The organism is Microcoleus sp. FACHB-1515 (assembly GCF_014696105.1).
Lineage (GTDB): Bacteria > Cyanobacteriota > Cyanobacteriia > Elainellales > Elainellaceae > JAAUTJ01.
In genome coordinates this window covers 364,948-388,010 of sequence record NZ_JACJPO010000066.1, presented here as the reverse complement: position 1 = coordinate 388,010, position 23,063 = coordinate 364,948, and the positions used below count along the sequence as shown (strand labels likewise).

General features: G+C 54.7%; 16 protein-coding genes and 1 tRNA gene. 14 read left to right on the top strand and 3 right to left on the bottom strand.

Annotated features, from left to right (window positions below):
- Positions 1-26 precede the first annotated feature (26 nt).
- The 4 genes from H6F67_RS24020 (at position 27) to H6F67_RS24005 (ending at position 3,052) form a co-directional block, all read left to right on the top strand.
- Positions 27-103: transfer RNA gene (locus H6F67_RS24020), tRNA-Met, on the top strand.
- Between the two features lie 169 nt (positions 104-272).
- On the top strand, positions 273-1,748 hold the full coding sequence (locus H6F67_RS24015) for a DUF697 domain-containing protein (RefSeq protein ID WP_190769165.1): 1,476 nt from the start codon (positions 273-275) through the stop codon (positions 1,746-1,748).
- A 260-nt stretch (positions 1,749-2,008) separates the two neighbouring features.
- Positions 2,009-2,266 carry a DUF1816 domain-containing protein gene (locus H6F67_RS24010; protein ID WP_190769164.1) on the top strand — a complete coding sequence of 86 codons (258 nt, stop codon included), beginning with the start codon at positions 2,009-2,011 and terminating at the stop codon, positions 2,264-2,266.
- A 78-nt stretch (positions 2,267-2,344) separates the two neighbouring features.
- Positions 2,345-3,052 (top strand): hypothetical protein, encoded by a 708-nt coding sequence (locus H6F67_RS24005; RefSeq protein ID WP_190769163.1) that lies wholly within the window; start codon positions 2,345-2,347, stop codon positions 3,050-3,052.
- 7 nt (positions 3,053-3,059) lie between these two features.
- Here H6F67_RS24005 and H6F67_RS24000 read toward each other — a convergent pair whose 3' ends face one another.
- Positions 3,060-4,304, bottom strand: a complete 1,245-nt coding sequence (locus tag H6F67_RS24000) for a homocysteine biosynthesis protein (protein WP_190769162.1) — start codon at positions 4,302-4,304, stop codon at positions 3,060-3,062.
- 307 nt (positions 4,305-4,611) lie between these two features.
- Here H6F67_RS24000 and H6F67_RS23995 point away from each other — a divergent pair, with 307 nt between their 5' ends.
- From H6F67_RS23995 to lptB, 4 genes are all read left to right on the top strand, one after another.
- On the top strand, positions 4,612-5,799 hold the full coding sequence (locus H6F67_RS23995) for a DUF58 domain-containing protein (protein ID WP_190769161.1): 1,188 nt from the start codon (positions 4,612-4,614) through the stop codon (positions 5,797-5,799).
- A gap of 4 nt (positions 5,800-5,803) precedes the next feature.
- On the top strand, positions 5,804-6,178 hold the full coding sequence (locus H6F67_RS23990; protein ID WP_199304597.1) for a DUF309 domain-containing protein: 375 nt from the start codon (positions 5,804-5,806) through the stop codon (positions 6,176-6,178).
- Positions 6,179-6,303: 125 nt separating this feature from the next.
- Positions 6,304-6,837, top strand: coding sequence for an LptA/OstA family protein (locus H6F67_RS23985; RefSeq protein WP_190769160.1), 534 nt, complete (start codon positions 6,304-6,306; stop codon positions 6,835-6,837).
- Positions 6,838-6,909: 72 nt separating this feature from the next.
- On the top strand, positions 6,910-7,638 hold the full coding sequence (gene lptB / locus H6F67_RS23980) for an LPS export ABC transporter ATP-binding protein (RefSeq protein ID WP_190769159.1): 729 nt from the start codon (positions 6,910-6,912) through the stop codon (positions 7,636-7,638).
- Positions 7,639-7,716: 78 nt separating this feature from the next.
- On the opposite strand, the gene H6F67_RS23975 is transcribed toward lptB, so the two are convergent.
- Positions 7,717-16,506 carry a calcium-binding protein gene (locus H6F67_RS23975; RefSeq protein ID WP_190769158.1) on the bottom strand — a complete coding sequence of 2,930 codons (8,790 nt, stop codon included), beginning with the start codon at positions 16,504-16,506 and terminating at the stop codon, positions 7,717-7,719.
- Between the two features lie 778 nt (positions 16,507-17,284).
- On the opposite strand from H6F67_RS23975, the gene H6F67_RS23970 reads away from it, so the two are divergent.
- The 3 genes from H6F67_RS23970 to H6F67_RS23960 are packed head-to-tail and all read left to right on the top strand — an operon-like array spanning position 17,285 to position 18,256.
- Entirely contained in the window at positions 17,285-17,497 is a 213-nt protein-coding gene (locus tag H6F67_RS23970; protein ID WP_190769157.1) for a type II toxin-antitoxin system Phd/YefM family antitoxin, read from the top strand.
- Between the two features lie 4 nt (positions 17,498-17,501).
- The gene (locus tag H6F67_RS23965) at positions 17,502-17,783 is read left to right on the top strand and encodes a UPF0175 family protein (protein ID WP_190769156.1); all 282 of its coding nucleotides are present in this window, start codon (positions 17,502-17,504) and stop codon (positions 17,781-17,783) included.
- Entirely contained in the window at positions 17,783-18,256 is a 474-nt protein-coding gene (locus H6F67_RS23960; protein WP_190769155.1) for a DUF3368 domain-containing protein, read from the top strand. Before H6F67_RS23965 ends, H6F67_RS23960 begins: the two co-directional genes overlap by 1 nt.
- A 237-nt stretch (positions 18,257-18,493) precedes the next feature.
- On the opposite strand, the gene H6F67_RS23955 is transcribed toward H6F67_RS23960, so the two are convergent.
- Complete coding sequence (locus tag H6F67_RS23955; protein ID WP_190769154.1) at positions 18,494-18,907, bottom strand: pentapeptide repeat-containing protein; 414 nt, start codon at positions 18,905-18,907, stop codon at positions 18,494-18,496.
- A 341-nt stretch (positions 18,908-19,248) separates the two neighbouring features.
- On the opposite strand from H6F67_RS23955, the gene tig reads away from it, so the two are divergent.
- From tig to clpX, 3 genes are all read left to right on the top strand, one after another.
- Entirely contained in the window at positions 19,249-20,778 is a 1,530-nt protein-coding gene (gene tig, locus H6F67_RS23950; RefSeq protein WP_190769153.1) for a trigger factor, read from the top strand.
- Positions 20,779-20,942: 164 nt separating this feature from the next.
- The gene (gene clpP / locus H6F67_RS23945; protein WP_190769152.1) at positions 20,943-21,632 is read left to right on the top strand and encodes an ATP-dependent Clp endopeptidase proteolytic subunit ClpP; all 690 of its coding nucleotides are present in this window, start codon (positions 20,943-20,945) and stop codon (positions 21,630-21,632) included.
- Positions 21,633-21,641: 9 nt separating this feature from the next.
- A complete protein-coding gene (gene clpX, locus H6F67_RS23940; RefSeq protein ID WP_190769151.1) occupies positions 21,642-22,982 on the top strand; it encodes an ATP-dependent protease ATP-binding subunit ClpX in 1,341 nt (446 codons plus the stop codon).
- The last annotated feature ends 81 nt before the right edge of the window (positions 22,983-23,063 follow it).

Below are 23,063 nucleotides of genomic sequence, written 5' to 3'. Positions count from 1 at the left end.
AAAGCTTGCTATACTAGAACAAGTGACGCGGGGTAGAGCAGCCTGGTAGCTCGTCGGGCTCATAACCCGAAGGTCAGTGGTTCAAATCCGCTCCCCGCCACCAAATCGCAAACCTCCAAGCTAAACGGCTTGGAGGTTTTGTTTTGTTGCGTTCGGCTTTCTCGAAAGCCTGGTAGAAGCACAAAAAATTACAATAAAGTTGAATGCAAGCTTTTTCGGCAGTCTAGGCGGCTTGCAGCTCACAAATGGGAACGATCTTAGTAGGAACGACTATGCCATTCACATTACGCAAACCCATCTTGGTGGGAGGACTAGGGCTGAGCCTCAGCATTGGACTACTCGAAATTCTGCATCCAGCCAGCGGCCACTGGAGCAGCCTGATTACCTGGGGCGCAGTGGCGATCGGGTCTGGCTTCTGGTGGCTCAAGCAGCAAACTCAGAAGCCGATCGATTTCTCTGCTCGCCTCCAGCCGATCGATCGCACAGCAGTGGAACAAGCAATTGCCCAAGTCGAAACCGTTTTAGATCATCTCAATACCGAAGCTGCCGACAGTCTCAAGCTTGCTCCGCTGCGATCGCAACTGGCTCAGCTTCAGCAAGAACTCGATCGCAATGAAATTCGCTTCGCCCTGGTTGGCGGCAAGAGTTCGGGCAAAACTGCGCTGAAGCAGCAGCTTGTCGCGTCCGCCTTGCCCAAGGGTGCAGATTTGCCGACGCAGTTTTCAATTTCCGATACGCCTGCGCTGTTTACTGAAACTAGCGATCGCGCTCAGGCCATCATTGCTCCAGTCGCCCAAAATTCCGATCTGCTGCTGTTTGTGACAGCAGGCGACCTCACCTTGTCGGAATTTGAACTGATTCAGCAGTGGGTCAATCAAAAGCAGCGCGTCCTGCTCGTTTTCAACAAGCAAGACCAGTATTTGCCAACCGATCGCCCCGCTGTTCTTCAGCAGCTCCGCCAGCGCGTCCAGGATTTTCTTGCGCCTGAAGATGTCGTGGCGATCGCCGCTAATCCTGCACCGTTTAAGGTGCGTCAGATACAAGAGGACGGAACGACGATCGAGCGGCAGGAACAGCCCGCTCCGGATCTTGCCCCGTTGACAACACGACTAGCGCAGGTTCTCACCGCTCAAGGTCAACCCTTGGTGTATACGACGGTGCAGAGACAGGCGACCGCCCTCAAGCAGTCTGTGATTGCCGAGCTTAACTTGCTGCGTCGCGATCGCACCCTGCCGCTGATCGAGCAGGCGCAGTGGATCGCCGCCGCCGCCGCCTTTGCCAATCCGATGCCCAGTCTGGATCTGCTGGCAACTGCTGCCGTCAACGCGCAACTGATTGCCGACATTGGTGGCATCTACAAGCAGTCGTTCACGATCGATCAAGCCAAAGCTGCCGCCAGCGCGATCGCCAGCCTCATGATCAAGCTGGGACTGGTGGAACTTTCCTCCCAGGCGATCGCGCCGCTGCTCAAGAGTCACGCTTTGACCTATGTGGCGGGCGGAACATTGCAAGGTGTCAGCGCTGCCTACCTAACGCGAATCGCAGGCTTGACGCTGGTGGAATACTTCGAGGAGCAAAGCTGGACGGCAACGCCTGCCAAAGAACTGCAACTCGATCGACTGGGCGAAAAGCTCAAGCTTGTCTTCCAGGCTAATCAGCGACTCGCTTTTTTGCAGGGCTTGGTGAAGCAGGGGATCGATCGACTTGCGCCCAGTGCAGCGCCAGCGTTGCCCGCAGCGGAAGCGTAAGGCCAACCATTCTGTTAAGAGGGACACATTGCGGTGTGTCCCTTTTTTGATCCCAATGTTTTCCTGAAGATTGATAGCAGTTGGAGCGATCGCAAGCTACAACCAAGAACAGTGCTTCTACAGGCTTTTCTGTAAATTATTCATCACAAATTGACATTCAGTAGCGACGATTGCGGTTTTCTACTGCCGATCGCTCTATGCTGATTTGTTAAGTTTGTTGAATACTAGGACAGGTTTCTCGCAATACTCTCGTACTGCTGATGCAACTGTTAACCGCTACCAAAGAATTCTTCACGGGCTTGCTGCAATCGATCGGCAAACAGTGGTGGGTTGAGATCACCACAGCCGAACCGCGCTGCACCTACTATTTTGGCCCGTTTGTGCGATCGAAAGAAGCGCAAGACGCGCACTCTGGCTATGTGGAAGATTTGCAGCGCGAAGGCGCTCGCGATATTCAAGTACACATTCGCCAGTGCCAGCCGACCGTCTTGACCGTGTGCGAAGAGCCGGAATTCTAGCTGCTGCGATCGCGCTTGTTTTGCTTCGGTCTCTCCGGGCGCACAAGGCGATCGAGTTAGTTTGCCAGAATGAACAGTATGGAGCGATTTCCAACTGTTTTAATTCCGTCTGATTGGTCTGCGGCAGTCGAGCCGATCGGCGTTCACGTCCAGCCGCGTCGGGGGCGATCGGAGGCTGCTTTTGAGCAAGAACTCTGCCGCTATTTCCCTGGCAAAATTCACGCGGGGCTGATGGTTCCCAACCCTGAGCGGCCACAGCCCTACGTCCCTGATTTTGCCTACATCGATCCGGCGACGAATCTCCACATCGATATCGAGATTGACGAACCGTACACGCACGATACGCGCTTGCCCCTGCACTACCGCGACTGTCCAAAAGATGAACTGCGGAACCAGTGGTTTCTGGCAAACGGCTGGATCGTAATTCGCCTAAGTGAAGCGCAGGTGATCAAGTCGCCCGCAAGCTGCTGTAAAGTCATTGCCAGCACGATCGCCACGCTCACCCAAGACAGCACCATCATGACGGCGTTTCGCCAAGTGCCAACCCTGAAGCCGCAGCCGCGCTGGACATTTGACCAAGCACAGCAGATGGCGGCACGTGGCGATCGCGAGCAACTCATGCCTGAACCAATTGCACCTGGTCAGCGCAAGCGAGGCAATGCCGTTCCGACGCGGCGCGATCGCGTCCCGTTGACGTTTTTCTGTCCTGAATGTGGCGAGGGGCCAATTCGCTGGCAGGGGCACTACATTTGCTGTCCAAACTGTTCCAATGCTGGGTTTGCGTAGCGCCTGCTCATTCGTCATAGTCCAGCGTAATTTGTGCGCCCCAGCGGTCTTGTGCGAGAAACTGGCGATCGATCGGCAAAGGCGCAACGGGTTCGCTCAGCAAAAATTCGCCCGCCTCGATCCACTGCTTCAGTTCGCTTGCTACCTGCCGCGATCGCGCGATGCTGGCAAGCGGTGCAACGCGAACGGGTTTACCTTCGATCGAAATGCGGCCAGACTTCAGTTGCGCGTAGCTCACCAATCCAAACGTAGGTCGGACACGGCGCGGAATTGAAAAATCCACGACCGGAGCAACCAGATCGCTATCTTGCACGGCACAGCGGGCGATCGTTTCTGCATTGAGAACTGGCAGCGGAATGCCCACACCCAGCATCAGTGAAGGGCCGTAGCTTTTGAAATAGCAGCCGCGCACCCACTGCGAATTCATCTGCTTGGCGTCGCCAATTAGGGCAACGGTGGCGGCAGGGCCGATCGGGGTGCGGTTTGACAAACGCTTTTGCAGCGGGAAATGCTGCGTTCCTTCCCAGGCGATGTAGCCAACGCCGCCTCCTAGAAAAATGCGCGTACCAATGCCCACAAGCTGCAAATCCGGATCGTTCCACAGCGGTGAAATCGCACCAGGGTTCGAGTAGACGGCATTGCCCAAGCGCGGCTGCAAGGGACCAAGGTAGGTGAACAAAGGGCGATCGCCTCCATTCACACCAACAATAAAGTTTTGGTAAAGATTGCGCGGATTAAACAGATAAAACTGATTGATCGTCTCGCGCGTAATTGTCGTTTCAAACGAGGTGCGCGGATAGCAGTCGGTCGGCTGTCCCAATGCGCGAAGCTGAACCGACTTGCCGCCAATCAAATCCGAAATGACATGACCGCCGCCCCGAATGATCGATGCCGTTCCGGGAGTGCTGCGCGATCGCGCTGCCGCTTCCCGCTCCTCCAGTTCTGGCAAATCGCTCGCATACTCGGCCACCTGCGTCGCACCAAGATACAAATCCACCGCTCCAAATCCGGCATAGGCCGGAACGCCATCAATCCAGCACTGCCGAATTTTGATCGGCGGGTCGGTCTGTCCCAAGTTCAAGATTGCACCGGACGACTCCATCGGCTCAAACGTTCCAGTGGTGATGACATCGACGGTTGCCGCCGCTCGATCGATCCCCAAGTCGGCAACTCGCGCCTTCAGTTCCTCCGCCGTCCACACGATCGCCTGCTGCCGCTGAATTTTCTCGTTAATTTCTGCGATCGTCTGCATCAGAAAAATGCTGTGAAGGGTGCGATCGCTATGATACGAGCTTGAACGGGACTGGAAGCGAGATAGGATTGCCTTGAATCGGAAAAATTAGCAAGCTGCTCAGTTGGGACGACGAATTTGAATGGACGCAGCAGCAAGCTGGCTCTCTGCAAAAAGGCTGTATTCAGTTGAACAAATTCTCGCTTCAAACTTTAACTTCTAGAAATTCTCAGTAGGTAGACACAATTTAATATGAAACCATGAGACCCAAAGCTGCCCGCTGCGTAGGCGGTTCTGGTTGGATCTAGTTTTTAGAGGGGAGCTACTTATGCCATTGCAGCGCTTCAATCGCTGGCTTGATCGTTCGATCGCGCAGCGTTCCCGGAACGGCATTGCTCCGGCCTACAGCGGTTGGCTGCTGGGTGGACTGTCGATTTTTTTCTTTGCCGCAGCAACCAATACGCTAGCCGGATGGCTGTATGTGATTAGCGGCGTGATGCTGGCGATCGTTGCAATTGGAGCGCTGTTGCCGATGCGATCGATTCGCAATTTACAAATTCATCGACAGTCGATCGATCCGATTAGCGTCGGTGAAGAATGCGCGATCGAACTATTGCTAAACAATCCAACTGCCCAGCCAAAATCGCTGCTTCAGGTGCGCGACAATTTTCCGGACGAACTGGTGAAATCGTCAAGTGGCGCAACACCGTTTCGGGAGCGCTGCGCGATCGAACTCATTCCCGCTCAAAGCGAATTTTCCTGGCAGTTTCGCCTGCGGCCAGAAAAGCGCGGCATTTACCGCTGGGAATCGGTTGAGCTACGCACGGCTGCACCGCTGGGATTATTTTGGGCACGGCAGATGTTTTCGCTTCCGGCAAAACTCGTGGTTTACCCGACCGTTTTGCCCTTGGCGCGATGTCCTCTGCTCGATCGCACCGGACGCGAATCGGCAATGCAAATGCAGGGCAACATCAGCGCACATGGAGCGAGTGAAGGCGTGACGCGCACCTTGCGCCCGTATCGCTGGGGCGATCCAACAAGGCTGGTACACTGGCGCACAAGTGCCCGCTATGGCGAGTTGCGGGTGCGCGAGCTTGAAACGTTTACCAGCACACAGACGATCGTGATCGCCCTGGATCTTGCTGCCGCTTGGCAACCGGAAGATTTTGAGCAGGCCGTCATCGCTGCTGCATCACTCTATTTCTATGCATTTAGGCAGCAGCGGCCTGTGAGCTTGTGGACGGGTGCAACGGGCAGCGTCCGAGGTCAGCAAGCGGTTTTAGAAACCTTGGCGGCGATTTCGCGAAGCCAAACGGTGGTTGAGCGATCGCCAGATCTGCCGCTGGTATGGCTGAGTGCAAATCCGGCGAGTCTAAATCAACTACCTGCCGGAAGCGGCTGGGTTTTGTGGAGCGATCCTGTATCGGGACGCCACAATCGACCGGAAGCAATTGAAACGGACGGGCAGGTGATCGATCGCCAAGAACCCCTTCTACTTCAGCTTCAGCGGAGCTAGCCACATGATGCCACCGGAATTTTGGCAGGGAATTGAAGAGTTTAACCAGGGTGAATATTACGCCTGTCACGACACGCTCGAAGCGCTGTGGATGGAAGCGTTTGAGCCGGAAAAAACCTTTTATCAGGGCATTTTGCAAGTTGCCGTTTCGCTCTATCACCTGAGCAATCACAATTTGCGCGGCGCAACAATCTTGATGGGCGAAGGCTCAAATCGCTTGCGGCGATACGATTCGAGCTTTGGCGAAATCGATGTAGACGATTTGCTGGCTCAAACTTCCACTCTGCTCGCCACCTTTCAGCAAACCCCGATCGATCGCGTGGCCGAACTTGCTGCTCAACTTCAACCTCCGATCGTCCGCCGCCTCGAAACCATCTAAGCTCCAACTTCGTCCAACTGGTCTAACCCCTCGATTGAATCTAGTCAAACTCCATCTCCTAGAGTTACAGTTAAGCATTAGTGCGTCGATTCCTCGTTCAAGCCTCGTCCTTCACTCGTACCACTATGGTTTCCCTCTCTTCACTGCTGCGGCGCGGAACTTTAACGCTGGTGACGGCCTGTTCGCTGGTGGGGGCGATCGCGACGCCCACGCTGAATCCGGCGAATGCTCAGGCAACCGGAGGAGCGCGATCAAATCAGCCCCTAACCTTGCGATCGGATATCCAAGAAGCCAACGCCGTTACGGGCGTCATCACTGCTCGCGGCAACGTTCAAATCTTCTATCCTGCCCGTCAGCTTCAGGCCACCGCCGCCCAAGCGCAATACTACAGCCGCGAACGCCGGATTATTCTCAGCGGCGATGTTTACGTGCTGCAACAGGGAAACAGTTTGCGCGGTGAACGCATTACCTATTTGGTAGACGAAGGCCGCTTCTTTGCTACGCCACAGGATGGCAATCAGGTCGAATCAATCTACCTCGTTCCCGACCCGAATGCGCCGACTGCAACACCTGCTAGCACCGCTTCGGCTCCGGCTGAAGAAACCTACAACCCCAAACCCGACTTCAAAACGCCGATCAGTCCGCCAACTGCGCCCTAATGCTGCCTGGATTTGAGCGTCACCTCTAAGCTAAAATCGAGTCCAGCTTTTCGTGCCCCTTGGAAAATTGTTTTGAAGATTGTTCTGGAGAATATTCATAAGTCCTACGGCAAACGATCGATCGTCACTCGCGTCAATCTTTCGGTGGCGTGGGGCGAAGTCGTCGGATTGCTAGGACCCAACGGAGCCGGAAAAACCACCACGTTTTACATCGCCACAGGTCTGGAGAAGCCAAATCAGGGGCGCGTTTGGCTCGATGACACCGAGATTACAAAGCTGCCGATGTACGCACGGGCGCGGCTCGGCATCGGCTATCTCGCTCAGGAACCGAGCATCTTTCGGCATCTGACCGTTGAGGACAACATTTTGCTCGTCCTTCAGCAAACGGGCGTTCCCCGCCGCGATCATTCGGCCAGACTGCATCAGCTTCTCAAAGAGTTTCGGTTGGAAAAAGTTGCGAACACGCTGGGCATTCAAGTTTCTGGCGGTGAACGACGGCGCACAGAACTAGCTCGCGCTCTAGCCTCAGGCGTGGATGGTCCCAAATTTCTGCTGCTGGACGAACCGTTTGCCGGAGTAGACCCGATCGCCGTTGCCGAAATTCAAGAAATCATCGCCCGCCTGCGCGATCGCCAAATCGGAATTCTGATTACCGATCACAATGTCCGCGAAACCCTGGCAATTACCGATCGCGCCTACATCATGCGCGACGGACAGATTCTTGCCTCTGGCAGTGCCGAAGAACTCTACACCAATCCGCTCGTGCGGCAGTATTATCTGGGCGACAATTTTCAGCCGTGATGACGGGTTGCAATTCCTTGATTAGCAGTGCTGAGGCCTGAACACAACTCTACTTCAGGCCTCAGCACTTCCTGAAGCTTAGGCCGTGATCACAATATCGGCGGCGGCGAGGCGCGATCGATTGGCGATCGTCGCAATCTGCACGGCTGCTCGTCCACCCAGACCATCGGCATCATAAAACAGCGCCCCGTTGCCTAGGTTGTAGATGAAGCGATCGCTCGCATCACTCGCCGCTCGACCGAACGCAAACTGCTGACGCGACAAGCTGCCCATTTTCATACCCCGGACGCGACCCACCGAAACAGCGATCGTATCGGCCGCCTGATTAAAGTCAAGGAGGCGATCGCGGCTGCGGCGGCTCAAGCCCAATGCAAAGGTGTCGCTGCCTGTTCCGCCCATCAGTCGATCGCGTCCGTCGCCGCCATTGAGCAAATCATCTCCGGCATCGCCAATCAGTCGATCGTTGCCGCTGTTGCCGATCAGCGTGTCGCGTCCGGCACCTCCGGCGATCGTGTTTCTGAGGGCATTGCCGACAATCTGATTGTTAGCTTCGTTGCCTGTTCCACTCGCAGCTTGCTCGATCAGCGTCAGGTTTTCCAGGTCGCTGTCGAGGCTGTAGCTGATTGACGCTTCGATCGAATCGATTCCGGCATTTGCCGCTTCGATCAGGCGATCGCCGCTGTTGTCCACGCGATACAAATCGTTGCCTGCACCACCAGTCAGAGTGTCGCTGCCGCTGCCACCATCGAGAACATCATCGCCAACATTGCCCAAGATCACATCGTTGCCTGCGCCCGCCGCGAAGCGGTTGCTGCCGATCGCGCCGATCAGCACGTCGTCTCTACTGCTGCCTGTTTGCGTTGTGCTGCCGCCAAACTGCCGCAGGTCAAACCGCTCGAAGTTGAAGATGCGTGTTCCCGACGCAATCGCGCCTCTTAACTGATTTGCAGCGCTGTTCAGATCCAAGACAAGATCGCCGCCACCGTCAGTGATGACTAGCGTATCGTTGCCTTCGCCGCCGTTGATGCTGTCGTTTTGCTGGAGGTGTGCCAGCGTGGACGTGACGGTATCGCTGCTGGCAAGCGCATCGATCGAATCCGTGTTAGGAGTGGTCACAAGGCTATCAATTTCCGGTGTGCCCTGCGGCAGCCGTTCGCCAAAGGAAACCAGACTGGTAGCAACGTTGCTGCTGAAGTCGCCATCATTCACCGTAAAGACAATTTGGCGCGGTGTGACATCGACAGCATCGCTGGAATGGCGGTAGGTGATGCTGCGTAAAACCTGCTCATAAGTCGATCGACTCGCCACGCCAATCAAGGTTAAGCGTCCGCCCGCCGAATTGTACTCGGCTGCAATTCCGGTTCCCGCTGTCACTGCATCAAGCCGTTCGCCCAGCCAGTCGAGCGGATTGGCGATCGCAACTACTGCAAAGGCGATCGTCGGACTGTCCACATCCTGTAAGCTGAGCTGCGGCGAAACGATTCGCACAGGCGGACTGCCCAGCCGATACAGAGCGGAAAATCCGGTTCCCGCTGGAGTACCGTTCAAATCCAAAACGGGCGATCGATTGTTGGTGACGGCTCGCAGCGGACGCGAAACGATTTCACTTGGCGTTGTGCCGTCCGTAACTTGAATTTGCAGCGTTCGGGTTGCCCCATTCGGAGCGCTATTGCTGTAGACGATCGACTGGAGTGCCGTTTGATATTGGGCGATCGTCGCTTGTCCGCTCAAAGTCAACACACCGTTATTGAAGCTGCCCGTGATGCCGTTTTGACTGGTGAAACGAAGCTGATCTTGAGTCGTGAATCCTTCGATCGTCACGGTTGCTCCGCGCAAAGTCGCGCTATCGACATCGCTGAGCAAAACGCCTGCGGCAATTGGGGCGGCTCCCGTGCTGGGCGCAAAGACGATCGGTTCGCTGGCTAGGGAAATCGTCGGAGCATCGTTGACGGCAACAACGCGCAGCGATCGCGTCACCGGAGTACTGGTGAAACGGTCGTCGCTGACCGTCAGTTCAATCGATCGATCGGCAGCATTCGGATTGTCGCTGCGATTGAGGTAGGTGATCGATCGCAAGGCGGCTTCGTACTGTGCGATCGACGCCGAACCGCGTAGGGTCAGTGTTCCGGTGGTGGAATCAAAGCTGCCTGTGATGCCGTTTCGATTTTGAAATTCGAGCAAATCTTCGCTCGCCACATTGCCGACAATCCGCACAGTGGCGCGAGCGATCGGCGAACCATCGGCATCGCGCAAGGTTAAGGCCGGATCGATCGCCACGCCCGTTTGATTTTCCGTGTAGGTCAAAGGTGCGCTTGCCAAGGTAATCTGTGGAGCTTGTGGAGTGGAGGTGCTGCGGTTAAATTGCACAGTGCGGACGGCAATCGCGCTGCTGGCCTGTCCATCGCTGACGCTAAATTCGATCGCGCGATCGCCTGCGATCGGCAAGGTCGTCAAGCTGCGGTAGGTGATCGATCGCAGCACGGTTTGATAGTCGCTGACCGCAGCCACACCGCTGAATCGCAAAATGCCCGTGTTGCTGTCAAAGCTGCCTGTGATGCCGTTTTGAGGCGTGAAGCTAAGCTGATCTTGACTAAGGCGAAAATAGTTGCGAATCCGCACGGTTGCGCCGCTCAAGTTTGCGCTATCCGGGTCGCGAATAGTCAACGTGGGATCGATCGCTACTGCCTCGCCAGAATAAGCCGTATTTCCCGCTGTCGCCGTCACGATCGGCGCGTCGTTGGTCGGTCGAATCGTCAGGCTGCGCGTCACAGGAGCGCTGTCGCGAGTGCCATCGTTGACGACAATTTCGATCGCCCGTGCGGTTTCGATCGGCGTGTCGCTCAGCGTCCGATAGGTAATCGATCGCAAAGCCGTTTGATACTGAGCGATCGACGCCGTGCCGCTTAAAGTCAGCACACCGTTACTAAAGCTGCCTGCGATCCCGTTTTGATTCGTGAAGCTGAGGACATCTTCGGCGTTGAAATCGTTCAGTCTCACGGTTGCTCGATCGATCGTGCGGCTGTCGGAGTCGGTCAGCGTTAAATTTGGCGCGATCGCGATCGCCGGAGCATTTTCGGCATAGGTAATCGCCCCGGTTGCAGGTGCAATTACAGGCGGACTATTGAGCGTGTCGAGCGTAAGGCGGCGCGTGGCGGTAAGGCTCGTCGCTTGCCCGGTGTCGGTGGCCGTAAAGGTGATGATGCGATCGCGCTGGTTCGGATTCTGGCTGGTGTTGCGGTAAGCCACCTGTTGCAGAGCAGCTTGGTAGTCTGCGATCGAGGCTCTGCCGCTGAAGGTGAGAACGCCGCTCTGAGCATTAAAGCTGCTGCTGATTGCGCCGCTATTGGTGAAGCTGAGGATATCCTGACCTTCGACAAAGTTGCTGATCGTGACAGTGGCGCGATCGATCGTCAGACTGTCCGCATCGGCAAGCGCTAAACCGCTATCAATCACAACCGCCGAACCGTCCTCAGTGAAGACTGCCGTTCCCGTCGAAGTTGTAACGATCGGCGCATCGTTGACGGGAACGATCGTCACGGTGCGCTCAATTGTATTACTGTCTTGCGAACCATCGTTGACCACAATCGCGATCGTGCGATTGGCCGAATTGGGATTTTCGCTGGCGTTGGAATAGGTAATCGATCGCAAAGCCGCTTGATACTGGGCGACAGTGGCGCGGCCTGTCAAGGTGAGGACGCCATTGCTGTAAGTTCCTGTGATTCCAGCTTGATTGGTGAAGGTTAAGACATCTTCGGCCAAGGAATTGGCGATCGTCACCGTCGCCCGATCGATCGTGCTGCTGTCGGGATCGGTCAGCGTCAAGCCCGAATCGATCGCGACGCCCGCTGCATTTTCGCGGTAGGAACTGGTTGCCGCTGAAGCCGTTAAGACGGGCGGGCTGTTCGTTGTGGTGAGCGTGATTGTGCGCGTCTGGGGCTGACTGCTCAGTGCGCCATCGCTGACGACAAACTCGATCGATCTTGGCGTTGCGCTTGGATTGGCGCTGGTGTTGCGGTAGGTGATCGATCGCAACAGCGTTTCATACTGCTCGATCGATCCGGCTCCGGTAATCGTTAAAGTGCCGTTGCTAAAACTGCTGCTAAAGCCGTCTGGAGCCGTGAAGTTGAGCGCATCGCCAGCCGCAACATTGACGATGCGAACCGTTGCGCTTTGCAGCGTCGGGCTGTCCACATCGTCCAGATCGATCGCATCGTCAACCGCGATCGCGTCCTGCCCTTCGCTGTAGCTCAGAGGTGTGCTGGAGACAGAAACGATCGGCGCGTCGGGCGTGCTAGAAACTCGAATTGTGCGGCGGCTGGTGGCACTGAATTCGCCGTCGCTGATTTCAAACTCGATTGTGCGATCGCTTGGGGTTGGATTTTCGCTGCTGTTGGAGTAGGTGATCGATCGCAGCGCGGTTTCATAGTCGGCAAGACTGGCTGTTCCGCTCAAGGTCAGCACGCCATCTGCGAATGTGCCTGTGATCCCGTTTTGATTGGTGAAGCGGAGAACATCTTGGCCTGCGGCGTAGTTGCTGCTGATGCGGACGATCGCGCCGCTCAGCGTCAAATTGTCCACATCGGCCAGCCGTAGATTGCCGTCAATCACCAGCCCCGGATTGTTCTCTTGATAAACGATCGCGCCGCTGCTGCCTGCGATCGTTGGTGCATCGTTGACCGCCTGCACCTGCACGAATTGACTGGCGGGAATTCCGCTGCTGCCTCCATCGGTGACGCGAAACTCAACGGTGCGACGGGTCGAATCCGGATTTTCGCTGGAGTTGGAGTAGGTAATCGATCGCAAGGCGGCTTGATAGTTGGCGATCGATGCGCTCCCCGTCAAGGTCAGCACGCCATTCGTAAAGCTGCCTGTAATGCCATTTTGATTTGTGAAGTTGAGTGCGTCCCCGACGGCAACATTCAGCAGCGTCACGGTTGCGCCCGTCAAAGTCGTGCTGTCTGAATCGCTGACGACTAGGTTGGGGGCGATCGCAACTGCCGAGTTGTTTTCCACAAAGGTACGAGCACTGTCGGAAATGGCGATCGTCGGCGCACCGTTGGCGGCAAACACATTGACGGTGCGCGTCCGAATTGCGCTGTCGGCCTCGCCATCATTCACTTTGAATTCCAAAATGCGCGAGGCCGTATTGGGATTGCTGCTGGTGTTGGAATAAGCCACCGATCGCAGGACAGCTTCATATTGGGCGATCGTGGCAACTCCGGTCAGGGTGAGAACGCCGTTGCTGTAGCTGCTGGTGATGCCGCTGGCCTCGATCGCGCTCAGCACATCTTGCCCCGCCTGAAAATTGCGTATTGTCACCGTTGCGCTGGCGATCGTCAAACTGTCGATGTCGCTGACGGCAAGATTGGCATCGACGATCGCAGGCGATCCGCCCTCGGTGAAGTTTGCCGCCCCGATCGAAGGCGTGACGATCGGGGCATCGTTGACGGGTGCGACATTCACGGTGCGATCGACGCTCGTACTGTCTCCGTCGCTGACGGTGAAGCGCAAAATGCGCGGTGTGGCGTCGGGATTGTCGCTGGAATTGCGGAAGGTAATCGATCGCAACATCGCTTGGTACTGCGCGATCGTCGCGTCTCCGATGATGGTCAGAACGCCATTGGCAAACGTTTTTTGCAGTCCGCCTGGAACCGTTGCATCGAGAAAATCGCCGCTGACGGCGTTGGTAATTTCGATCGTGGCGCTGCGAATTGTCGTGCTGTCCGGATCGCTCAGCGTCAAATTGGCATCGACTGCGATCGCCGCTGCGTTTTCGGTGTAGGTCGGCACGGGGGAATTGAACGTCAGGCGCGGTGCATCGTTGCGAGCGGCAACCGTGACCGTGCGGGTAATCACGGTGCTGATGTCTGAGCCGTCGTTGACCTGAAATGCGATCGATCGCGTTGTCGGATCGGGGTTGTCGCTGGAGTTGAAGTACGTCACCGATCGCAGCACTTCTTCATACTGCGCGATCGTTGCGGTGCCGCTCAAGCTGAGTGTGCCGCCGCTGCTGCTGCCTGTGATGCCGTAGTTGGCGGTAAACGCGAGTTCGTCTTCGCCCGGCACAACGTTTGTCAGGCGAATCGTGGCGCTGCTGATCGTCGTGCTGTCCACATCGCTGATCTGGAGGTCAGACGCGATCGCAACGGGCAGATCATTTTCCGTGTAGCTAACTGAACCGCTCGGACGAACGACGGGCGCATCGTTGACGGGCGTAACGGCGATCGTGCGATCGACTGCATCGCTGAATCGAGCCAACGAATCGCGAACCTGAATGCGAATCGTCCGATCGCCTCCGGTCGGATTTTGGTTGCTGTTGCGGAAGGTGAGCGATCGCAAAATTGTTTGGTACTCGGCAAGGCTGGCCGTACCGCTCAAGGTCAGCACGCCGTTATTCAAGGTTTGGCTAACCGACGAGCCGTTCGCAATCGCGACCTCCAGCAAATCACCTGCGGCCAGATTCGTAATCTCCACGATCGCGCCCGTTAGCGTTGAGCCGTCGTCTGTGATGCCGAGTCCGCTGGCGATCGAGATAGCTGCCTGATCCTCCGTGAACGCGATCGGCGAATTGCTCAGCGTCACGACCGGAGCCGCATTCACAGGCGCAACTTGAATCGTGCGATCGCGCAGTTCACTTTCTGCTTGCGCTTCATCCCGAACCACAATCCGAATGGTGCGATCGCCCAGCGTCGGATTGCTGCTGGTGTTGCGGTAGGCCACCGTTCGCAGGACAGTTTGATACTGCGCGATCGTCGCCTGTCCGCTCAAGGTCAGCACGCCACCTGCATTCGTCACCGTCAGGCCAATGCTGGCAGCAAGATCAGTATCAACGCTGAGTTCATCTTGATCGGCAGCAAAGTTAGTGGCGATCGTCACCGTCGCTCGATCGAGGCGTGGATTGTCAATGTCTGCAACCGTCAGCAGCGGATCGATCGCGACCGCAGCGTTGCCTTCGGTGTAGGTGAGTGGAGCAGTGGCGATCGAAACAGCGGGCGCATCGTTGACCGCTGAAACCGTCACTGTCCAGGTGGCAATGTTGCTGCTGAGTGCGCCATCGTTGACTTGCAGGCGAACAGTGCGATCGCCCTCGATCGGATTTTCGCTGCTGCTGCTGTAGGCCAGCGTTCGCAGCACCGATTGGTATTGCTCGACAGTGGCAAGTCCTGTAATCGTCAGGCCGTTACTGCTGGATGTGACCGTCAGCCCCAAACCTTGTGCCAAAGCAGAATCGACGCTGAACTGATCGCCCACTTGGGGATTGACGATCGTAACCGTCGCGCTGACGAGATCGTTGCTATCCGCATCAGTAATCTCCAGCGTTGGATCGAGTTGCGTGGGACTGGCATTTTCCACATAGGAAATCGCGTCAGTGATTGGCGTAACGATCGGCGGCGCTCCACTGGCCGTTCGCGTCACTTTGAACGTTGTTTCGACCGAGAAGCCATCAGCATCAGTGGCGCGGATTGTCACATTGCTCTCGCCCCAAATCTGCTGCACAAAATCGAGCGTCAAGATGCCATTTGAGCCGATGCTGGGTGCGCCCACTTCAAACAGCGTGCTATTGCTAACCTCCATAACGCTGTAGGTCAAGTTGGCAGCAGGCGTTTGGCGATCGGCAAACAGCGGCTTTAGGTCGATCGTCAAGTCCGGAGCGGTATCGACCTGCGTTGAATTTGGAATGCCCGTTGTCGTGGGCAGATCGCCAAGGTTAAAGCGACGAGTTTCCACATCTGTCGCTTCCACATCCATCCAAACGATCGCCGCATCGCCGTCCGCATCGATCGCGATCGCGGCGTTGCGCTGATTTCCCGCTGCGGTTGCGTTCACCTGAAAGGCTTGCTCTTGCGCTACTCCTGCGGCATTAAAGCGTTTGGCAAAGATGTCGTCGTTGCCCTGAGTGTTAGTTCGCGTCCAGGTAATCACAAATCCGCCTTGCGGATCGATCGCGACGCTGGGAACGGGTCGAGCATTGTCAACATCCGCCACCAAAAATTCATTCGCTTTTGGCGTGCCGTCGACATTGAACTGACGCGCCAACACCAAACCGCCCGTACTTGACCAGGCCACGACAAAGCTGCCGTCCGGTGCGATCGCCATGCTCACGTCTTGCTGCTGGCCGATCGTCTGCTGATTGACAACCACATCCGCGCCATCGATCGGTGTGCCGTTTGAGCGAAAGCGGCGCAAGAAAACATCTGCGCCATCGACTTGTCCCTGGCTAGTCCAAGCCACGACAAAGCTGCCGTCTGCGGCGATCGCGACGCTCGCCTCTTGCTGATCGTCTACCGTCGTGTTGTTGATCCGAATTTCGCCACTGATCGGAGTGCCAGCCGGATCAAAGCGACGGGCATAAACGCCCAAACTGCCTTCTTCTTCTGAATCGATCGCGTCTTGGTTGTTGCTTGTCCAGGTGACGACAAAGTTGCCATCCGCGCTCATGGCGATGTTGGGAAACTGCTGGTCATACAGCGCATCGTCCGGCACGTTGATCAGAAATTGATCGCCGTTGGGTGTGCCGTCTGCATTGAAGCGGCGAGCCACAATGTCCGATCCGGCAGCGAGCGTGAAGTTTTCCCACACGACCACGAAATTGCCCAGCGCATCGATCGCCAGCGCTGCATTTTGCTGTTTGCCCCCGGTGATTTGATTGACCAAAATATCACTGCCCTGCGGCTGTCCGGCTGCATCCAGGAGCCGTGCATAAATTCCTTCTGCATCTCCGTCTTGGCCGAAGCTTTGCCAAACAACCACCGCTTCCCCGGTGCTTCGCATGGCGATCGATCGGCGACTGCTTGCGAGTGTTTGCTCGTCGGGCAGTGTAGCGTTGACGCGAACATCAGAGGTGGCAGGATGACTAAATTGCGACATAGCAAAATCGCCGGAATCAACGGCAGTAAGAAGAGGACACAGGTGCGATCGAGACGAACAGGCAAAATGAGCAGGCAGCAACAAGGCTGCTCTCTAGCCGCACAAATCCAAATCGGGTTTCTTCAACAGAGTGCCCAAAATGACGAAGCTATCAGCATGAGCACCACAAAAAAACTTAGTTTCTTTAATGTTCTTGGCGCTTTTATGTAGATATGTGCCGTTCCACTTGGATTGTTGGGCTTCGTGCTGAATGATCTGCTCTAGCAGATGAGGGTCGTGGCTCGATCGCCCAAACAGCAAAAAGCCCCCAGACCCTTCAACTGGAGGCTTTTTGCTGCTTATCCGCTTTTTTCTTCCCTTTTTGCTATGCAGTCAAAATAGCAAGCGCGATCGCCACCTCGACCCTATCAAAAGTTAGAAGTCGCCTCTTTCCGATGGCATAGATTGAAGTTTCGCCTTCTTCAAGAGTCGTTATAGTCTCCTCTTAATGAACACTAACCCCTCAAGCTGGTCGTGCTGGGTGCGCTAATACATGGTTAAAGCGATCGAGTTTGATGCGTCCGCTCGAACAGATTGCATGAATTTTAGAAGGGAAACTAGTAACTGCGAAAAACAGTGACACACGCGATCGCATACATAGCAATCCTCTAACAATCGTTAGAGAAGCGATCGCCCTCCTCTAACAAACCCCCTTCCGCGCCTCCACCTCATTCAAGGTTTGCGCTGTGTTTGATAAATTGTACTAAGCTGAGCTTAATCCTCATGCTGATGTAGAAGTATGGAGACAGTTAGCATTCACCAAGCAAAAGTTAATCTTTTGCAACTTCTAGAACGAGTCGAACTGGGAGAAGAAGTGATTATTTCTAATCAAGGTGTTCCGATCGCCAAACTCGTTCTATTTCACCCTTCTTCTAATCGCCGTAATAGCTTAGGTCAAGATCAAGGCCGCTTCACTATGCCAGATGACTTTAATGCGCCACTACCAGGATAAACACATGAAGATTACAGTTGAAATTCCCAATGCGTTAGCTGACGAATTAGAAGCAAAGTGGGGGAACCTAGAGCGCAAACTGCTGGAACTTTGGGTCATTGAAGCTTACCGCAGTGAATTGATCGGCGGAGGAAAGGCAAGAGAACTATTAGGATTTTCAACTCGACTTGAACTCGATGCGTTCTTCAAAGCGCGAGAGGTGTATTTGCACTATGATATTGCTGATCTTGAACAAGACCGACAAACAGTAGAGCAACTCAGCCAGGAAGGAAAGCTAAAGATTTAATGCTGGTTGTTTCTGATACTTCGCCGCTTTGCTATTTGCTGCTAATTAATCAAATTAATTTACTGCCTCGGCTGTACGATCGAGTCATCATTCCACAAACTGTACGCGATGAGTTGACAAATGATCGATCGCCCCACCTCATCAAGCAATGGATAGAAACTCCTCCTGACTGGCTAGAAATTCAAACCGTTACGGTTGAACCTGATGCAGTGCTGGAAGAATTAGATCCGGGTGAACGTCAGGCAATTTTGCTAGTGGAACAGTTAAATGCAGATTTGCTTTTAGTCGATGAGCGGCAGGCTAGAGAAGTTGCTCGATCGAGAAACATCAAAGTGGTTGGCGTACTCGGTATTTTAGAGGCAGCAGCTAATCTAGAAATTGCAGATTTTCCGCAAGCGATCGCTCTTCTTCAGGAAACCACTTTCCGAGCCTCCCCGATGCTGATTCAATCGCTGTTGGAAAAGTTTAAATGAGCGTAGAACTCGATCGCCTCCCAACAACCCCCAACAATCGAAAAGCGCGATCGCTTCCCACCAACGAACCCCCTTCCAAACCTCCCCAAACCAAACAACTTCTGAAGCAATCTGGAGAATGCTCAATGTTTATAGCGTCCTGGTTAACCCGCCGCTAGTAATCTTTTGAAGTTTATCAAATGAAGTTCATCAAATTTTTTACGATCGGCAGACAATGGAATCGTTATACAGCGTTTACTAAACCCAATAACGAGTTTCTACTGTGCCATCTGGCATAATAGTATCCTCAAAAACAGTTCCTTGATCATGGCTCTTTAGACCAACCTGAAAGAACTTAGCATCTCTAAGATTGGCTTGAGTTAAGTCAGCAAAACTGATAGTCGTATCGTACATACTAGCCCTCATCAAGTTAGCGCCCATGAGGTTAGCACGGTGGAAGCTTGTACTAGACAAGTTCGCTCCCTCTAGATTCGCTTTACTCAAATCTGCATCGAGGAAACAAGCATTAGAGAGATTTGCATCACTTAGATTGGCTTCTTTCAAATTAATGCCCGTAAGATTTGCTTGTTCCAAATTAGCTTTTGAAAGACTAGCCCCAGAAAAATCTCTTTCCCCATTAGCGTACCGCTTGAGCAGTTCTTCTATTTCCATAAAGTACCATTCTCACACTTCATATACTATTTAGATCACGACTTCACTCTAGGAGGCGGCATAAATTGTAATCTTTTTACGGCCTGATTTTCTCCTTGTCCAAAACGTCGTTTACGCAAGTACATCAAAACAAGCAATATTTGCAATTGGGTTTGCCTCAAAACTCGAACCCGATCGCCCCTCTCCCCCAATTGTGAAAAAACATTGACACACTCGATCGCTTCTCCTCCCTAGCGCCATGATCGAGGCAGTGACACAGCCCGCAGCACAAATCCGCTAACATATCTATTTGCGGTGATGCTGAACGCGGCAGCCGCCAGAAGGAAAATACGAGAGAAGCGATGAAAGTTACCCAGGAAAAGCTGCCCGCCAGTCAGATTGGCTTAGAAATCGAAGTTCCGCCTGAGATGTCGAAGCAGGCGTATGAGAAGACAGTGCAAGACTTTACGCGCAATGCCAACATTCCTGGGTTTCGCAAGGGCAAAGTGCCAAGACAAGTCGTGATTCAGCGCATTGGCTCGACGCGCATCAAGGCGACCGTGCTGGAAACGCTGATCAATGACAGTCTCAAGCAGGCCGTTGAGCAGGAAAAAATCGACGCGATCGGTGAGTTTGAGCTAAAGACCAGCTTTGAAGATTTGGTGAGCCAGTTTGAACCCGGATCGCCGCTGACTTTTTCGGCTGCGGTCGATGTGCCGCCGGATGTCGAGATTGATTCGTACACGGGCTTGACCGTTCAGGCGGAAGAAATTAAGCCTGACCCCGATCGCGTCAACACGGTGATCGAAAATTATCGCAATCAAAATGCCACCTTAGTTCCGGTTGAAGGTCGGGCGGCTCAGCAAGGCGACGTGGCGATCGTCGATTTCACCGGACGCCATGCCGACAAAGACGGCGAAGCGGGCGAAGAATTTCCGGGCGGCAGTGCCTCGGATTTTCAGCTTGACCTCGAAGAAGGCAAGTTCATTCCCGGTTTCATCGAAGGCATCTTTGGCATGAATGTCGGTGAAACCAAAGAAGTCGAAGTGACGTTCCCCGAAGATTATCCGCAACCGGATTTGGCGGGTGCGCCTGCCGTCTTCTCGATCACGCTGAAGGAATTGAAGGCGAAAGAACTGCCGGAATTGGATGACGATTTTGCTCAGGAAGTCAGCGAATTTGAAACTCTAGCAGAACTGCGCGAATCGCTGGAAAATCGCTTCCAAACTGAAGCCGAGCAGAAAACCAAGGCGAACAAAGAGCAAGCTTTGCTCGAAGAACTCGTCAAGCACGTGACGGTCGATCTGCCGGAAACGCTGGTGCGCCGCGAAGCGGACTATATGCTGACTCAGACGGCAATGCAGCTTCAGCAGCAGGGCATGGACATCAAGCAGCTATTTACTCGCGATGTGGTCGAGTCGTTGCGAGAGCGATCGCGCCCCGAAGCGATCAACCGCCTCAAGCGCACGATGGCTCTAGGCGAAGTTGCCAAGCGCGAATCGATCAAGGTCGAGCCGGACGAGGTGAGCGCCAAAGTGGAAGAAATGATGGCCGAATATGCGAACGAAGATATCGATCGCGATCGCCTCCGTCAAGTGGTCGAAGAAGATTTGCTCAAAGAAAAAATCCTCGCTTGGCTGGAAGAACATGGAACAGTGGAACTCGTTCCCGAAGGTTCACTGACGCCGCCTGAAGAAGAGGAGTCGGAAGAGGAAGCGATCAATCCCACAGACGCCACGATCGACGTATCCGCTGAAGCTAGCTCTGAAGAAGCGATCGATGTTGCTGCGGAAGCCACAACTGAAGATTCCACTAAGGTAAGCGAACCTGCGGAGGCGGAGGAGGGAACGACGCCCGCAACGGCTTCTTCTGAGGAAATTCAAGCGACCTAGTGGCGATCGCTAGAATGAAAGTAGTGAACAATACCGACAGGTGTTTGTAACAAGGTGGAAGCACTTGCCAGCACTCCCAAACGAGTTGAGGCATAATGTTTCCATAAGGCCGCTTGATGTGGGCAAACACCTGTCGATCGACCTCCAAAAGGACGCGATTTCTAATGATTCATTCCCAGTCCTCTCTCTGGCTTCCGAATTCAAATTCATTTGATTTGGCTTCGACGCAGCCCCACAGCATGATTCCGATGGTGGTCGAGCAGTCCGGTCGGGGCGATCGCGCCTTCGATATCTACTCTCGCCTTCTGCGCGAACGGATTGTGTTCCTCGGAACAGGTGTGAATGACCAGGTTGCCGATTCGATCGTCGCGCAACTGCTGTATCTGGACGCTGAAGATCCCGAAAAAGACATTCAGCTTTACATCAATTCTCCGGGCGGCTCGATTTACGCTGGAATGGCAATCTATGACACCATGCAGCAGGTGCGCCCGGATGTCGCCACGATCTGCTTCGGATTGGCGGCCAGCATGGGAGCCTTCTTGCTGGCAGGCGGCGCGAAAGGCAAGCGGATGTCGCTGCCCTCTTCGCGAATCATGATTCACCAGCCGCTCGGCGGCGCACAGGGGCAAGCCGTTGACATTGAGATTCAAGCGCGTGAAATTCTCTATCTCAAGCGCAATCTCAATGAACTGTTGGCTTATCATACGGGACAGCCGCTCGATCGAATTTCTGAAGATACCGAGCGCGACTTCTTTATGTCGGCTGAGGAAGCCAAAAACTACGGACTGATTGACCAAGTGATCTCACGGCAGAATCTTCCGATGCCGGGAGAGCCTGTCACCGCCGCTCAATAAGGGGCAACTATGTCAAAGTACGACTCCCATCTCAAGTGTTCTTTTTGTGGTAAGTCTCAGGAGCAAGTTCGTAAGCTAATTGCTGGCCCAGGCGTTTACATTTGCGACGAATGCGTTGACTTGTGCAACGAAATCTTGGATGAGGAGTTGTTTGACTCAAGCGCTGCCGTTCCTCAGCCGTCCCCTCGCCGCGAACAGCAGCCGGAAAAACAGCGTCCAGCGCGATCGCCCGCCCTCTCGCTCAACCAAATCCCCAAACCCCGCGAAATCAAAAAGCACCTCGATGAACACGTCATCGGCCAGGATGAAGCCAAAAAGGTGCTGTCCGTCGCGGTCTACAACCACTACAAGCGGCTGAGCTTCCTTCAGGGCAAAGGCAACGGCAAGCTCGACGACAGTGTGGAACTGCAAAAGTCCAACATTCTGCTAATCGGTCCCACCGGATGCGGCAAAACCCTGCTGGCGCAAACCCTGGCTGAAATGCTCGATGTCCCGTTTGCCGTTGCGGATGCCACGACGCTGACTGAAGCAGGCTACGTCGGGGAAGATGTCGAAAATATTCTCTTGCGCCTCCTGCAAGTCGCGGATCTCGACGTGGAAGAAGCCCAGCGCGGCATCATCTACATTGATGAAATCGACAAGATCGCCCGCAAGAGCGAAAACCCCTCGATTACTCGCGATGTTTCGGGTGAAGGCGTACAGCAGGCGTTACTGAAGATGTTAGAGGGGACGATCGCCAATGTCCCCCCGCAAGGCGGACGCAAGCATCCCTACCAAGACTGCATCCAAATCGACACCAGCAACATCCTATTCATCTGCGGCGGCGCATTCGTCGGACTCGATAAATCCGTCGAGCAGCGCATCGGCAAAAAATCAATGGGCTTCATCCAGCCCGGAGAAAATCAGCCGAAGGAAAAACGCGCCGCCGACGTACTGAAGCACCTTGAACCCGACGATCTCGTCAAGTTCGGCATGATCCCCGAATTCATCGGTCGCGTCCCCGTCGTGGCCGTCGTTGATCCGCTCGATGAAGACGCTCTGGCGGAAATTCTCACCGAACCGCGCAACGCCCTCGTCAAGCAGTATCAAAAACTGCTGAAGATGGACAATGTGCATCTGGAGTTTAAGCCGGATGCAGTGCGGGCGATCGCCAAAGAAGCCTACCGTCGCAAAACTGGCGCTCGCGCTCTCCGAGGCATCGTCGAAGAACTGATGCTCGATGTGATGTACGAACTGCCGTCGCGCAAGGACGTGACGCGCTGCACGATCACGCGAGAAATGGTCGAGAAGCGATCGACTGCCGAACTGCTCCTCCACCCATCTTCGATTCCCAAACCGGAATCTGCTTAGTTGCGAGTTTTGTCTGCCCTCACCCTAAATCCCTCTCCCCAAGGGAGAGGGACTTTGAGATCCGGCTCCCCTTCTCCCATC